The 15191-nt window shown below is 39.5% G+C and carries 12 protein-coding genes; 5 read left to right on the top strand and 7 right to left on the bottom strand.

Going from position 1 to position 15191, the window contains the following annotated elements; translation table 11 throughout:
* Nucleotides 1-915: 915 nt before the first annotated feature.
* Both pyk and ACFIMA_RS02320 read right to left on the bottom strand, forming a co-directional pair.
* The gene (gene pyk, locus ACFIMA_RS02325) at nt 916-2352 is read right to left on the bottom strand and encodes a pyruvate kinase (RefSeq protein WP_375693057.1); all 1437 of its coding nucleotides are present in this window, start codon (nt 2350-2352) and stop codon (nt 916-918) included.
* Nucleotides 2349-2837, bottom strand: a complete 489-nt coding sequence (locus tag ACFIMA_RS02320; RefSeq protein ID WP_375640606.1) for a DUF1036 domain-containing protein — start codon at nt 2835-2837, stop codon at nt 2349-2351. Before ACFIMA_RS02320 ends, pyk begins: the two co-directional genes overlap by 4 nt.
* Nucleotides 2838-3100: 263 nt before the next feature.
* Between ACFIMA_RS02320 and ACFIMA_RS02315 the strand changes: the two genes are divergently transcribed.
* Nucleotides 3101-3361, top strand: a complete 261-nt coding sequence (locus tag ACFIMA_RS02315) for a DUF2312 domain-containing protein (RefSeq protein WP_005774567.1) — start codon at nt 3101-3103, stop codon at nt 3359-3361.
* A 532-nt stretch (nt 3362-3893) separates the two neighbouring features.
* Here the strand turns inward: ACFIMA_RS02315 and rimJ are convergent.
* The 4 genes from rimJ to ACFIMA_RS02295 form a co-directional block, all read right to left on the bottom strand.
* Nucleotides 3894-4457 carry a ribosomal protein S5-alanine N-acetyltransferase gene (gene rimJ, locus ACFIMA_RS02310; RefSeq protein ID WP_375652485.1) on the bottom strand — a complete coding sequence of 188 codons (564 nt, stop codon included), beginning with the start codon at nt 4455-4457 and terminating at the stop codon, nt 3894-3896.
* A gap of 571 nt (nt 4458-5028) precedes the next feature.
* Nucleotides 5029-6891, bottom strand: coding sequence for an ABC-F family ATP-binding cassette domain-containing protein (locus tag ACFIMA_RS02305; protein ID WP_375693097.1), 1863 nt, complete (start codon nt 6889-6891; stop codon nt 5029-5031).
* A complete protein-coding gene (locus ACFIMA_RS02300; protein ID WP_375613186.1) occupies nt 6891-7277 on the bottom strand; it encodes a hypothetical protein in 387 nt (128 codons plus the stop codon). The genes ACFIMA_RS02305 and ACFIMA_RS02300 overlap by 1 nt, the downstream gene beginning before the upstream one ends.
* A 100-nt stretch (nt 7278-7377) precedes the next feature.
* A complete protein-coding gene (locus ACFIMA_RS02295) occupies nt 7378-8013 on the bottom strand; it encodes a thiamine diphosphokinase (RefSeq protein ID WP_375621008.1) in 636 nt (211 codons plus the stop codon).
* Nucleotides 8014-8160: 147 nt separating this feature from the next.
* Between ACFIMA_RS02295 and ACFIMA_RS02290 the strand changes: the two genes are divergently transcribed.
* On the top strand, nt 8161-9738 hold the full coding sequence (locus ACFIMA_RS02290) for a M48 family metalloprotease (RefSeq protein ID WP_375652459.1): 1578 nt from the start codon (nt 8161-8163) through the stop codon (nt 9736-9738).
* 304 nt (nt 9739-10042) lie between these two features.
* Here ACFIMA_RS02290 and ACFIMA_RS02285 read toward each other — a convergent pair whose 3' ends face one another.
* On the bottom strand, nt 10043-10954 hold the full coding sequence (locus tag ACFIMA_RS02285) for an RNA polymerase factor sigma-32 (protein ID WP_375628693.1): 912 nt from the start codon (nt 10952-10954) through the stop codon (nt 10043-10045).
* A gap of 576 nt (nt 10955-11530) precedes the next feature.
* On the opposite strand from ACFIMA_RS02285, the gene ACFIMA_RS02280 reads away from it, so the two are divergent.
* The 3 genes from ACFIMA_RS02280 to ACFIMA_RS02270 all read left to right on the top strand — a co-directional run bounded on the left by ACFIMA_RS02280 (nt 11531) and on the right by ACFIMA_RS02270 (nt 14362).
* The gene (locus tag ACFIMA_RS02280; RefSeq protein WP_375693056.1) at nt 11531-13111 is read left to right on the top strand and encodes a hypothetical protein; all 1581 of its coding nucleotides are present in this window, start codon (nt 11531-11533) and stop codon (nt 13109-13111) included.
* Between the two features lie 21 nt (nt 13112-13132).
* A complete protein-coding gene (fdxA, locus tag ACFIMA_RS02275; RefSeq protein WP_015856977.1) occupies nt 13133-13474 on the top strand; it encodes a ferredoxin FdxA in 342 nt (113 codons plus the stop codon).
* 303 nt (nt 13475-13777) lie between these two features.
* Nucleotides 13778-14362 carry a CarD family transcriptional regulator gene (locus tag ACFIMA_RS02270; protein WP_273790499.1) on the top strand — a complete coding sequence of 195 codons (585 nt, stop codon included), beginning with the start codon at nt 13778-13780 and terminating at the stop codon, nt 14360-14362.
* Nucleotides 14363-15191: the final 829 nt, after the last annotated feature.

The following is a 15191-nucleotide window of genomic DNA, read 5'->3' as shown; positions in this document are numbered from 1 at the left end:
TATTTTCATCCTTTAGAGCAGGAAAAAAGTCAAACCCGAAGAGTATGTTAATCTCATACAACCTCAAACATCATAAACAACAATAATAGCTCTTGAAAACATCCTCTACCGCTATTTTTATCCTTATAACAAATAATCCATATTTCTCTCCCCACCCCTCAAAATCTCCAAGCTTAATAAAAGAAAGAGCAAGTCGGCATCATCATTATAGTCAGCCCTCAATATTGCGATAGCCCCCTTGGCTCGTAAAACGATTCATAAGAGGGACGCCTTTCTTGTACAGCTTTTTCCCATAAAACCCACCCGCTTGTGATGTACAAACAAAGAGTTATGATTAACAAAACATAAATAAATTTAAGAGAATCTTACGGAATTCGGGGTTCTAATTCAAGTTTAATAACGATAAATTATCATTATAAATCAATATGTTGCAAATGCTTCGACAAAGCATATTTTAAAAACACATTCACCCATCACTTTTTCTCATAACATACCAGTACGATTTTTTAGGCACATAATTTTAATTTTATTCAATTCTGTTTGCAAAAGTTTAAAATGGGAAAAATTTCAAGGCTCTTATCCAAAAAGCGAAAGAATGAACTCTCATTATCAATAAACATCTCGCTCGTATAAACATCAATAAAGCAATCCCCAATCTGTCTCAATGAAATAAAAGGGGGGCTCCCATTAAATGCCTACCGTAAAAGCAGTTTCCTCAGAACTAAAACAAAATCAACAGACAACATCACCGCATCTGCTTCCATCCCCAAACTGGACGACCTAATGCAACACCTTGCTATCTTACGATAGGAGATAAAAGAATAATGGGTCTATGGAGGCATTCACAAGAAGCGCACACCCGTTGTTTTTAAAGCCTGTTCAAAGGCGCATGAAAAAACACCATGCGTAAACGGCTCAAATCCCTTTCGTTCCATCTTGAGAGACAGAAGCAATACGCAAGAGATTTGTCGCACCGGGCGTTCCAAGAGGAACACCGGCTGTTACAAGGAAACGATCCCCTCCTTGGCAAAAGCCTTCCTGAAATGCAATGGCTGCTGCTCGATCAACCATATCTTCTAAATTGCGAGCATCTTGCGTGACCACACAATGAAGCCCCCAAACGAGAGCCAAACGCCTTGCTGTTTCCACAATGGGCGATAAAGCAATAATCGGTCTATTAGGGCGTTCACGAGAGGCGCGCACCCCCGTTGTTCCTGAAGCCGTATAGGCAACGATAGCGGATAGAGCAAGTGTTTCAGCAATCTGACGCGCAGCAAGAGAAATCGCATCCGTTCCTGTTGATTCTGGTGCTGGATGTTGTGCTCCAACCTGAGCGGCATAAGTGTGATCCTGTTCGATTTGTCGCGCGATTCGGTCCATCATAAGCACAGCTTCTTCAGGATAACGACCAGAAGCAGATTCAGCAGACAACATCACCGCATCTGTTCCTGCATAAACTGCTGTAGCAACATCCGACACTTCTGCGCGTGTCGGAACAGGAGATGTAATCATTGATTCAAGCATTTGTGTTGCCACCACAACCGGTTTTCCAGCTAAACGACAAGCTTTTATGAGCTCCATCTGAAGTGCAGGGACCTTTTCCAAAGGCATTTCCACACCGAGATCACCCCGTGCAATCATAATGCCATCGGAAATTTCAATAATCTTCTCTATATGCTCCAAGGCTTGAGGCTTTTCGATTTTAGCCATCAAAGACACCTTGTTTTTCGTCAACTGACGCACCGCTATAATATCTTCTGGACGTTGAATAAAAGAAAGTGCAACCCAATCAACAGGCTGCTGTAACAGAGCCTGAAGATCCTCCTTATCTTTTAAGGTCATCGAATCAAAAGGCAAAATTGTATCGGGAAAACTGACACCCTTTCGATCAGAAATACGGGTACCAGCAACCACGCGACACTGTACAAAGTGATCATCACAAACTTGCGCACGCAGTTCCACCCTTCCATCATCAATCAACAACCGGTCCCCTGGTTTAACAGCCGAAAATACATCCTCATGAGGGAAAAAAACACGCTGTGCATCACCAAGAACATCGCGATTATCTAATGTAAAGCTTTGCCCAACACGCAAATCTTCTTGCCCCTTAGCAAAACGCCCCACACGCAGTTTTGGCCCCTGAAGATCCACCAAAATACCAATGGGGCGTCGAACTGTTTTTTCAACTTCTCGTATAGACTCGACCAAATCACCCAGCATATCACGATCAGTATGGCTCATATTAAGACGAAAAACGTCTGCCCCTGCCCTAAAAAGCTTCTCAATCATCAAACGAGAAAAAGAAGAAGGACCAAGAGTCGCAATAATTTTTACTTTACGTGCACGTTTCACGGTGGAGAATTTCCTGAAAGAGAAGGTATAACTGAATTGTTTAACAAAGACTCATCCGTCAACTGTACCATCCAACTGGTTTGATTTCCGGTATCGATCTCTTTAAATTCAGCCTTTTGATATCCTCGAGGGAAACAATCATGAACCCCTTGAATGGTAAACTGGCTATCTTGCACACACATGGTCACAGAGCCTGCCCAGTTCCCTTTTTTTTGTGCCCCTTCCGCATAAAAATAATAAAACCGTGAAGCAAGGGGCCCCTCAATTAAGGTTTTACATTCCGTCACTGGTACAGTCCACCAGCCTTCGCTCACCCACCCTGAAAATGTACGATATCCAAGAGCAACCCCTACAGACTGTTGGGTTGTATTACAAACCCTAAAGTCAGCTTTTGCAAAAACAACAAGGGGAAACAAGAGCAAAATGCTCAAAAGAAAAACTTTTAATCCTTTCTGAAGCACCCAATATCGTTTTTTTAAAATCACAAAACTTCCTCTATAATGCCAAATTCTCAAAACAAATTACACATTTCTTTTTTTTAAAGCTTTTCAAATCTAAAACGTATATTTTTATATTTTTCTTTTTATAGCCCTTTTATCAATGCATATATCTTAAAAATTTTACAAAATATTTAAAGTCAATTTGTAAAAAAGCTGTGTAGCTTGATTTACTTTTTGTTTTCAAGCTTTTTTAACATAAATTCGTCGTCGAAAAACAACTTAAAATATATAACTTGGAGAAAAATACAATGAACGATACAGTAACCGATCAAACACACGCTATATCCGTAAACCAATTACGCTCTTTTATCGAACGTATTGAACGACTAGAAGAAGAGAAAAAAACCATTTCTGATGATATTAAAGACGTTTACACTGAACTTAAAGGCTCTGGTTTTGATAGTAAAGCTGTTCGAAGCATTATACGGCTGCGTAAAAAAGAAGAGCATGAAAGAATGGAAGAAGAAGCAATCATTGAACTTTATAAAAATGCGCTTGGTATGAATTAAAACCATTGATAACATTGGAAATTTTCTTAAGAAAAGAAAATACAAAAAACAAATGAATGTATAAAAATTTCACCCAAACAATAAGCCGTTTGTGTAACTTGTAACGAGACTATCGGTCACAGAATACACAATATTGCAACAGCCCTCACATTTAAAAGGATTTATACAGAGAATTTTTATTCTTGTTCTTCAATAATTTTTATCCACATAAACCCTCACTTGTATGCCAACCTATGCCAACTCAGTTTGTGATGTGCAAGAGAGGTGTTTTTATGATTAAACATCAATAAATTTGAAATGAGAAAGTCTTCCGATATTGAGGACTCTCTTCAAATTGAAAAAAATGAATTATGATGATAAATCAATTTATTATCTACGAAAAGAAACATATGAAAGCGGTCAGCCGTTGAAATCCGCTAAACGAGAGTCTGAACTGTTTACAAAAGAAGAGGTGGTTAAGGATCTTCGTCTTTTAGGATAGGGAAAAGTGCAGCATATTTACACATTTGATAAAAAGACCCTTAACAAAACTTTATTCGAATCTATTAACGGACTCATAAAGATCATTGATTCGAGAGGTTAGAATGTGATCTCTCCATTTTCCAGAAATCATCAAATAGTCTTTGGCATAGCCTTCTTTTTCAAAATGAAGGCGTTTTAATAAACGTTCGCTTTTTATGTTCTCAGGTCTATAATTTGCCATCACTCTATGCAGATGATAAACATGAAAGATATGGCGTATTAGAGCCGATAAACTCTCACACATGAGACCTTTGCCTTGTTGTTTTTCATCAAGAGAAAAACCAAGATGACAGGCTTGAAAAACACCCCGAACCACATTTGTAAAATTCACAACACCGATGACTGTATTTTCATTTTTTAATCGTACAGCATATCGGTATGCTTGTCCCTGTGCACTTTCACAAGCAAATGCATTGGCTCGTGTTTCCCAAGCTGTTAGGCTGTGGTAACCATCAGATCTAACAGGTTCAAAAGGACGCAGATGATTCGCATTACGGAGGAAATAAGAAGACAGTTCAGCTGCATCTTCTAAACTGATCAATGTGGAAATTGTTCGCTTTGTTTTAATTGCCATCATTTTCTCCTCCTAGAAATGTTGCAATAACACATTGATTTATCTTAACAAATCATCATTTTTAAACTCAAATCATAACATCGAATACAAACAGCTTTCCTCATCACAACACTTCTCACGTTAGAATTAATAAGGATCATTTGCTTTTCCGTCATAAGTGGGGTTGGTGTATTTAGGATATAAGGTAAAGACAAGGGCATGTTTCTTACGAATGCTCTCAAATTCCAAAGGAGCTGCAAGCAACATTGGGGACTGGCAAGGTATGCAAGGGAATTCGCGTACTTCCATATACGAAATTTTGAAAAAACTCACGGCAAAGGTAGTTTTGTTTCTTTGCCTTGTAAGCTCAGAGCATGCTTGTTTTGCGCTATCATATCACTGTCCCCCCATATACAAATCCCAATGACCATCGCCTTAAGGTGCTATATGTTACAGTGCGATCTAAAAAGTCTCTGTCATAACTCGTCAACAACACTATTCCCGCTAAATCAGCCAAAAACTCTTGTAACAAATCAAAGAAAAGCGATGATGCAATACAAATTAAAATGCTTAGATATTAATATCTAAAACATTACCGTGAACACGCTTCCATTTCTTCGCGTAAAATTTCAAGTTCTAACCACTCTTCTTCTTTTTGTGTGCAAGTATTTCTCTTTTTTTCCAACGCTGTTGATAAACGTTCAAAACGCTCTTTATCACTGCGATAAAGGGCTGGATCAGAGAGTTCTTGCTCAATTTTTTTGATTTCGTCCTGTAAAACAGCAATTTCTTCAGGCAATTTTTCCAATGCATAAACCTGCTTATAAGACAATTTACTTCGTGTTTTTTTCTCTCGCCCTATCAAGCTATGATCTATTGATGTATCCTGTTTTGAAAGCTCTCCCGCATGAGATTTTGAAGGTGCTTTACGCTGCGATAATTCTGTTCTTTTGCGTTGTAAGCGAAGAGCATGCTGGTTTTGCGCCATCATATCACTATAGCCGCCCGCATACAAAACCCAATGACCATCACCTTGAGGTGCCAACATATGCGTTACAGTACGATCTAAAAAGTCTCTGTCATGGCTGACCAACAATACTGTCCCCGCAAAATCAGCAATAAATTCTTGCAACAAATCCAAAGTTTCCATATCCAAATCATTGGTCGGTTCATCAAGAATCAAAAAGTTTGCAGGACGAGAAAGAAGTCGTGCAAGCATGAGGCGTGCTCTTTCTCCCCCTGAAAATTCTTTAAGGGGAGTGCGAGCTTGTTCCGGTAAAAATAAAAAGTCTTTCATATAAGAAACGACATGCCGCTCCAGCCCATTGATCACAAGAGTATCACCTCTTCCTCCCGTTAAATAATGCGCTAAAGTTTCTTCTTCATTTAAAATACGTTGCTGATCAAGCAATGCCATAGAGAGGTTATAGCCATGCCTCACCGTTCCACTATCCACGGCTTCTTGCCCAATTAATGCAGAAAGGAGCGTTGTCTTTCCGATTCCATTGGGTCCTACCAAACCGATTCGATCACCCCGCTGAATGCGCAAAGAGAAATCTTTCACGATAATGCGATCACCATAGGATTTTGAAATTTTCTTTGCTTCAAGCACCAATTGCCCAGAATCATGACTTTTTGCTGCTGTCAAAAGTGCATTTCCTGGCTGCCCTTTATAGGTTTGATGACGCTGTCTTAAGTCTTTTAATTCGCCTAAGCGCCGTACATTACGCTTACGCCGTGCGCTCACGCCATAACGCAACCATTGCTCTTCACGAGCAATTTGGCGCCCCAATTTATGCTGTTCGATGGCTTCTTCTTCCAGTGCTTTATCACGCCAATTTTCAAACTCAGAAAAACGCTTTTCCAGTCTTTTGGTTGTGCCACGATCAAGCCATACCGTTGACCGTGTAACATTTTCTAAAAATCGTCGATCATGGGAAATCACCACAATCGCTGAACGCAAAGAAGCCAAAACAGCTTCCAGCCATTCAATAGTTGGTAAATCAAGATGATTGGTTGGTTCATCTAAGAACAAAATATCGGGTTTTGCAGCAATGGCCCGTAACAATGAAACACGCCGCTTTTCGCCTCCCGAAAGCGTTTCCAATTTTTCCGTCCCAGAAAACCCTAAATTTGTGCGAAGCGTATTAATCCACTGAACATCAGATATATCATCCAGCCCCGCTTCCATATAAGCATTAATATCTTCAAATCCTGAACAATCCGGATTTTGTGAGACATAACGGAGCGTTACTCGCGGGTGGCGAAAAATTTCGCCACCATGAGGTTCTAATATTCCTGCGGCAATTTTTAATAAGGTCGACTTTCCACAACCATTACGGCCGACCAGCGCAATACGCGCCCCCTGCTCAACCGATAAACAAGCTTGATTGAGCAAAGGCGTTTTTCCAAAATTTAAGAAAATGCGGTCAAGCCGCAGAAGCGGCACCGCCATTAACGAACGCGGCGCGGACAAGGTGCTTTATACATCACCCCTCTTGCATCACGGTAAGCACACAATTGCCGTACAGGGACTCTCTGTCCACAAGGTGCTTGGTAAACATGCCCTCTACGACCACGATACGTGCACAATTGTGATGCCTGTCTTTGTTGTTTTCTTTGATTTGCAGCTGCACCTGTTACTGTTCCAGCCAAAGCACCAAATGCTGCACCGGTAAGTGCTGCTCCAGGCGTACTTCCAGCAATAGCAGTTCCAGCCAAAGCACCGATTGCTGCTCCTCCTACGCCGTAACGTGCAACGCGTTCATCGTTTGTAGTACAAGCGACTGAACTGAAACCAATGGCTGAAACAACGGCCACTTTAAAAATTGATTTTAACATATCAAAACCTTTCCTTCTCAAGATCAATACATATATCGTTTATGTCGGCACTTCATCACTAGGCCCCCCCCTGCCTTATTCAAAATATATTGGAAGAGCTTTATGGAATAGGTACAGACGCTAACAATATAGCTTTTCCAGAACCTAAATGGCAAGAAAAGGTTCCACAAATACGGTTAGAAAGTGTTAAAGAAGAGCCAAATGACACATTTTTGTCACAAATTGGCCATTTTACCCCTTTAAGAGTCAAACTTTTTAAATCAGAAAAACCGATAATACTAAACAAACATCCCTTAGGCAAATCATACGAACAAGGTTTTGACAAAACCGGCCAACCTTCTTCCAAACCGCTTGTCAACAACACTGAAATACCCCTTTCAGCCATCATCAACGCTTGCGTCATATGAGAAAGGCTATGATCACTTCGCTCCCCTCCCAAAGCACCACACAAAATAAGCTTTTTAGCGCCATTTTGCAGCGCTCTTTCACATGCCAGAGCACTATCTGTCATATCTTTATCAGAGGGAAAAACTTCACGCGGAACATGACTATATTGACGTATTAAGTTCTCATCTGATGAATCAAAGTCCCCTAACCACAACTCAGGCGTCACATTAAGCGCTGCCGCATGACGCATACCACCATCAGCAGCAATTACCCGACTGTTTTGAATTTGATTAAGCAAACGATCAGTGATATGAACATCCCCATTTAATAATATCGTAAATGTTGTCATGCCATACTTTGCCTTTCACAAAATTTTCTTTACAGTGCATCTTTTTATAAGTGAGAGTCATTTTTTATAAACAAAAAGCATGATATAGCCAAACGAATCCTTATCCCTAATGCCTTTCTTAAAAAAACATACGATACAAAGATACAAATGCAATTTGCCAAATTACTCTGCAGAAATAATGTGCACCATGGTCCAACGCACCCCATTTTTCACCGCAATTTTCTTTTTCGCTCTTGCCTGTATAAAGCAACTTTCATAAGTCTAACGTTTCTCCTTTCGGCTTGTCATACACCACTTTCTCAAAATGATAGGCTTTCTTCCACTTCTTCTAAAACGATCAAACGTACCAACAACCACAATATCTATGTCACATTAAGCGCTCTGCAACACCCACGTATTTTGCAAATGTATGGTGGCGCTTATCATGATGCAAAACTTGAACACCTTTTAGCAAAGATTGTCCGTAAACTAGCAGTTGCATCCCATAGTTCTCATCAAAGCTATTCTGTAACAATTTTAAACTCAGAAACTATCAATGCTTTTGCGCTCCCCAACGGCTCGATCTACATCACTCGTGGTATGCTGGCATTAGCCAATGATTCTTCAGAAGTTGCAGCCATTTTAGCCCATGAGATAGCACATATCAGAGCCAATCATGGCATTTTACGCCTGCAAAAAGAAGCCCAATTAAAGATGACCAATCACATGTCTTCACGTCTTCTTTCTTCTATTGGCAAAAAACTTCATAACCCTATGCAAAACAAGCAACAACTCGCGCAATTTTCCCGCAATCAAGAGCTGGAAGCTGACTCCCTTGCGCTCGAAATGCTCCAACAATCAGGATATGATCCTTTTGCTTCACCACGCTTTCTTCAAACAATGGAAGCCTACAGTGCTTTTCGTAATATCTCTGGCACCCAAAATGCCTCTCTAGATTTTTTAGCCTCTCACCCAACTACCCCTCAACGCATTCGGCTTGCGATAGAAAAAGCGCGTAAAATCAGTAAAGGGAATAGTAAAATATCCGATCATGATTCTTTTCTCAAAAGCATTGATGGCATAATTTTTGGAGGAGGCTTTTATACAGGTTTTGTACGAGGCAACCAATTTATTCACCCACAATTGCGCATAGCTTTTTCTGTTCCAAACAATTTTACAATAGAACATTCAGCACACACTGTTTGGGCCAGTGGACCAGATAAAATTGCGATTCGTTTTGATGCTATTCCACATCCTGCTGAAATATCTGCGAGTGATTATTTGAAAAGCGGCTGGATTATCGGTCTAGATCAATCATCTATCCGCCCCATCACAATTCAAGGGCTCCCCAATCAAGAATTTATGCGCCAAGAATCCCAAAGCCAAAGTTTACTTGGAGCGCGGGCCTATGCTACCAATGATCAATGGCAATTTGATGTGGTTGTCATTCCATTCAACAACCACATCTTTCGTTTTTTGACGGCCGCTCCATATAATTCTCGAAATTTTGCAGAGGTTGCCCAAAAAACGCTACAAAGCTTTCATTCTCTTTCATCTTCACAGTTAAAAAAATTGCAGCCCTTAAAAATCCGTGTTGTCCGTGTTAAACAAGGAGAAACCGTTGCCAATCTTGCAGATAAAATGCAATACACACCATATAAAGAAAAACTCTTTCGCATCCTCAACGCCCTCTCACCAACGCAAACTTTACCCGCAGGTACAAAAGTGAAAATTATTACAGAATAAGCCTTTCTTCTCATCCGTTACAGTTTTGATTCTTTTCTGTCTCTATCACGCCCTCCCCCTTAAAGCATATTCGAAAATAAAGAGGAACACTTTAAAATCCAACTTCATCATGCCTTTATAGGTCTCCGTTTGATATATATTTCCTCCAACTAACAGCCCCCTATCTTCCTCTGTTTATCAGTAGCGCCCCCAAGGAGGCATATTCCTAAACAAATATGAACACCCCCTAAAACTGACTTTATCATATTCTCATATGCCCCCACTTAATACATTCTCTTTCCTCCCCCCCCAAGCCTTTCACTGCTTATATATCGTAAGCGTCTTCTGAATGAACCGTAAGGAGAGCAGAACGCAATTTTTGCAAAGCCCTAGCTTCAATTTGACGCACGCGCTCTTTCGAGATTCCTAACTTTTCACCTAAAACTTCGAGAGTCGCCCCCTCTTCATTTAAGCGACGAAAGCGAATAATTTCCAACTCCCGTTCGTTGAGAATTTGCAACGCATCGTAAAGCCATTGTGTACGCCGTTGACCATCAATGACTTGCTCAATTAAAGCATCAGGAAGAGGACTCTCATCCACCAAAACATCCATCTTAGCAATGGGATTATCACTGTTCTCAGAAACAGAAACACTCAAGGAATTATCAGAACTGGAAAAACGAAAATCCATCGTTTCAACATCGCGCACGGAAACACCGAGTTTTTCAGCGATTGTGCGAAAAATATCCTGTTTTGACAAAGCACTATCATCTTGTATCAGTTTTGCACGCAAACGCCGAAGATTAAAGAAAAGTGCTTTTTGCGAAGAACTCGTTCCCCCTCGAACGATTGACCAATTTCGCAAAATATAATCTTGAATAGAAGCGCGTATCCACCACGTTGCATATGTTGAAAAACGCACTTCCCGATCAGGTTCAAAACGTGCAGCTGCTTCCAATAGTCCCACATACCCTTCTTGTACCAAATCCCCCAATGGCATTTTGAAACGTTTAAAGCGATTAGCAATAGCAATCACTAAACGCATATGAGCCGCTGCAATTTGATGCATGGCATCATCATCACGTTTGTCTTTCCACCGCAGAGCCAAATCATGCTCTTTTTGTCGTTCAAGATAAGGTGCTTGCATAGCAGAACGCATCATATTACGTCCTAAGCTTTTGTCTGCATCGCTATAATTTTTGCTGCTTTTATAAACAGCATTTGAAAGATTACCCATAATAACCCCTTGCGATTAAAATTATCAAAATTGATTTGGCAACGACATCATTGTTCTTCGCTTAAAAAGAACGCAAAAGTTGTTAACTTCTGTGACCACTACTTTAACGTGTAATTTTATAATCGCAATTGTTTTTTTTACTGTCATGGTAAAACTTCTTGACATAAGACACAATTTCACCTGCAAAATGCCTTTACAATATGCCTTTTAGCCTATGAAATATTTGAAAAAACTTTCTCTTCACTTTTCATGACAAAACAGCAAAAAAATAAAGTGATCATGCAAAAGAAATGCCGTTTTTTGATAACCGGTTCCGTTTCCTTTTAAATTGAAGAATTTATTTATGCTTTTAGCTTTACAATACAACTAATAAGTGTAATTTGCAAATATAAAGCATCCAAACTGAATGAAAACTGAATGAAAAAAGAATCATTCAAGTTTTAAAGGCGCAAAGAAACAGCAAAAAATGACAAGAGTGATTGAAGCAAACGCAACAAACGTGTTAAAGAAAGAGCACCATTATGAAATTGTCGCAAAAAGCTTTTGACCAGTGTCACACTGAGAAAGAAAATGATCATGGATAGCAAGATTGTTCAACAGAATGAGATTCTTCAAGATGATATTCTCATTGAAAAACACGGAAGGGGTAAATTTGAAGGTTTTCGTTTTTATGCCAACAAAAACAGTACCGATCAAATAGCTGAGAAGCAAATTTCAACAGAGAATGAGAATTTGATTCTTGCTTTTTCCAAACGCGCGACACGTTTTTGTGCTTCTGCAAATGGAGATTTTACCCTCAGTTCTGATGGAATTGTGCGCTGGATTGGTCAACCCGTAGGACAACTTGTAGCAACAGAAGATTTTTTCAAACCAAAACTGATTGTTTTAGCAGATGAACAACTCACGGGAGAATCCCGCAATAACGTTGTGAAACGATTAGAACGCTTTGTCACCTTTCATTTTGAAACGACTTTAAAACCCCTGTTTGATTTGCGCAATGCTGATAATTTAACGGATTCAACAAACAGTCTTGCTTTACAACTTTTTAACTCTTTAGGGATTTTACCACGCCGCGAAGTCTTAGACATTGTCAAAAACCTTGCGCAAGAATCACGTGCCGTTCTTCGGCGTCTAGGCGTGCGTTTTGGCGCTTTTCATATCTATGTTGCCGGAATGCTTAAACCTGCTCCGGTTCAAGCCATTACTCTCCTGTGGAATCTTCAAAATGCGGGACAAGATCAAACAGGTTTGGGTGAAGTTTTTTCAGCATTATCTGCTGGTCGAACCTCTTTAATTGTTGACCCTACCTATAACCGTCAATTTTATCAATTAGCCGGCTACCGAATCTTAGGACAACGTGCTGTACGGATTGATATTTTAGAACGTCTTGCCAATCTCATCCGCCCCGCACTTCATTGGAAACAAGGAAGTGATCCCAGACCCGATGGAGCCTATGATGGCAAAAGTTTTTTTGTTACACCAGCCATGATGTCCATTCTTGGGGCCAACGGAAACGATATGGAAGAAATCCTCAAAGGACTTGGTTATCAATCGTACAGCATAAGCAATACTGTTTTTGAACAAAATCTCTTTGCACACCAAGCCTCTTCCCCTGTCAATAGGGCAATGCAAGATGTTCCTGCAGCAGAATGCGTTGGAAGTCAATGGCAAACAGTAAGCGATTTAGAAACAACACGAGAAGAAAAAAATACCTCATTCCCAAACACTTCATCCTCTGGTATTGAAAAACATCTCCATAAAACCAATCGTTTACCAGCAGCTGAACCTGTTGGGAATTTTGCCAAATCCCCTCGCTCTACAGAAGAAGATAAAGTTATTTTGTTATGGCATTATAAGCATCAATTTCCCCACCATGCACAAAAAAAACGTGATAAATTAGGAAATAAGTGGCAAAATAAATCGAAGAACGCTGTAAAAAAAGCGGAATACAAAAATGAAAATTCCCCTCAAGAAGCACCATCACAAGCAAAACGCTCTCATAAGTTCCACAAATCCCAAGGGAAACATGCAAATCATAAGCCCTTTCAAAAAGAAAAGCGCCTTAATCCTGATTCACCTTTTGCGAAACTAGCTGTACTACGCGATCAACTCACCAATCATAAAAACACGCACACACTTTCCTCTAAAGAGAATTAAAGTAACAAATGGAGTTTGATCTTGACCCACGTAGTAACCGACAACTGCATTCACTGCAAATATACGGATTGCGTTGAAGTCTGCCCAGTTGATTGTTTTTATGAAGGGGAAAATATGCTTGTTATTCACCCCGATGAATGCATCGATTGTGGTGTTTGCGTGCCAGAATGCCCAGCAGAAGCGATTTTACCTGATACAGAACCAGGATTAGAAAAGTGGTTAGAACTCAATCTTCATTATGCAAACAAATGGCCTAATCTAACCACCAAAAAAGATCCTCTTCCTCAAGCAAAAGAAATGGATGGTGTTCCAAATAAATTAGAAAAGTATTTTTCAGAAAATCCAGGAAGTGGCGAAGAGTAATGATAAAGTGTACACTCTCCTCCTTCAACGATTGAAAGACTTCTCTTGTAAAAATAAAAAATCCTTAAGCGAAATGATTGATTCTTTTAAATTTTGATGTTAGTGTTATTTTAACATGATCATCTTTCTAAGTATTTTTCTTTGCTTGTTATAGTAAAGCGGTGTATTTTTTTTTGATTTAAAAGTACTCGGCTTTTATGCTCACTTAATTGGTACAATATACTTGGTTAAAGAAAACTCAACCCTCAGGTTTATAACCTGTTTTCCGATACATTTGTTGATCATAAGGGAGTAAACTAAAATATGGCATCCCAACATGGAACGTCTTCCAAGACCAAAGAATTTGCAACCTCTGAATATATCGTCTACCCTACGCATGGAGTAGGACAAATTATAGCGATTGAAGATCAAGAAGTTGCAGGACATAAATTAAAACTTTTTGTCATTCATTTCGCGAAAGATAAGATGGATGTCAAAGTCCCCATTGCAAAAGCCCTTTCCGTTGGAATGCGTAAATTATCTGCTAGTGATTCTGTCGAACGTGCCTTAAAAGTTTTACGTGGAAAAGCACGCGTTAAACGGACCATGTGGTCACGTCGTGCACAAGAATATGATGCTAAAATCAACTCAGGAGATCTTATTTGTATCGCCGAAGTGGTCCGTGATCTTTTCCGCTCTAATCTACAGCCTGAACAATCTTACTCTGAGCGCCAACTTTATACAGCTGCTCTTGAAAGAATGGCCCGTGAAATTGCGGTTATCAATAGTCTTTCTGAAACAGAAGCTATCAATCTCATAGAGATGCATCTCTCCAACAAGCCGGAACGCGAGTTTAAAACTGAGAGAGAAGAAACAGATGAAAACAGTAAAGCTGTCTACGCTGCATAATACACTCTTTCATCATAATGATGATATTTCGATAAAACCAGCGAAAAGCTGGTTTTATTTTTTAACATCCTCTCTGCCCTTAAGGACAAAGTTTCTTAACCAGCGCCAATCTATAAACAATCTAACTTTTCGACAAATTCCTCCTCCTTATTTTCTTTCTTCATAGATAACAAACTGATTAATCATCATAATCTAGCATTATTCATATTAAATTAGAATCTTGAATATGGTAAGATTACTCATTTCAAATTGCTCTCATGTTGAATTAATCAAATCACTTGCTTGTCAATCACAAGCGGAGCTGATCTGTGGGTAAAAACTGTACAAAAAGAGCGAGACACTGTCTCAAGCACCAAAGGATATACCAACATTGGAATCTGGCAAGGTGTGTAAGGCTGCAGGCTTGCTTTTTTACTAAGCGTAAAGATCATAGTGCCGTTTATACACTACACCGAAACTTTACCATTTACCCCCTTCTACAAAACCATTGGAACATTCAAAAACACCGTCATAAAATGGATGCCACAAATATTGAAAAATATTCCTTTTAAAAAAAGCGTGACAGTACAACATAAGCATATTTTGTCTTGGGCACTCTATTTTGCATGAGAAGCATTCCCCCCATTAAAAAACGCGATAAAAAAAGCATGAACTAAAACCATCATCTCCATTCTGTAAAAGGCATTCCAAATACTTTTGAAAGCTGTAAAATTAACTTAAAAAATAACAATAAAAATGAACGTTAGCATTGCCCTTTCAATTTCATATTTTTCCCAAATGAGGTTTCTCATTTCAGAGATTACGAGATATACGCAATATTCTTACTCCA

This window comes from Bartonella sp. AP88HLJMH, from assembly GCF_042195605.1.
Classification (GTDB): Bacteria; Pseudomonadota; Alphaproteobacteria; order Rhizobiales; family Rhizobiaceae; genus Bartonella.
Note: the sequence above shows the minus strand (reverse complement) of the source record. Positions and strands in the feature narration are given on the sequence as shown.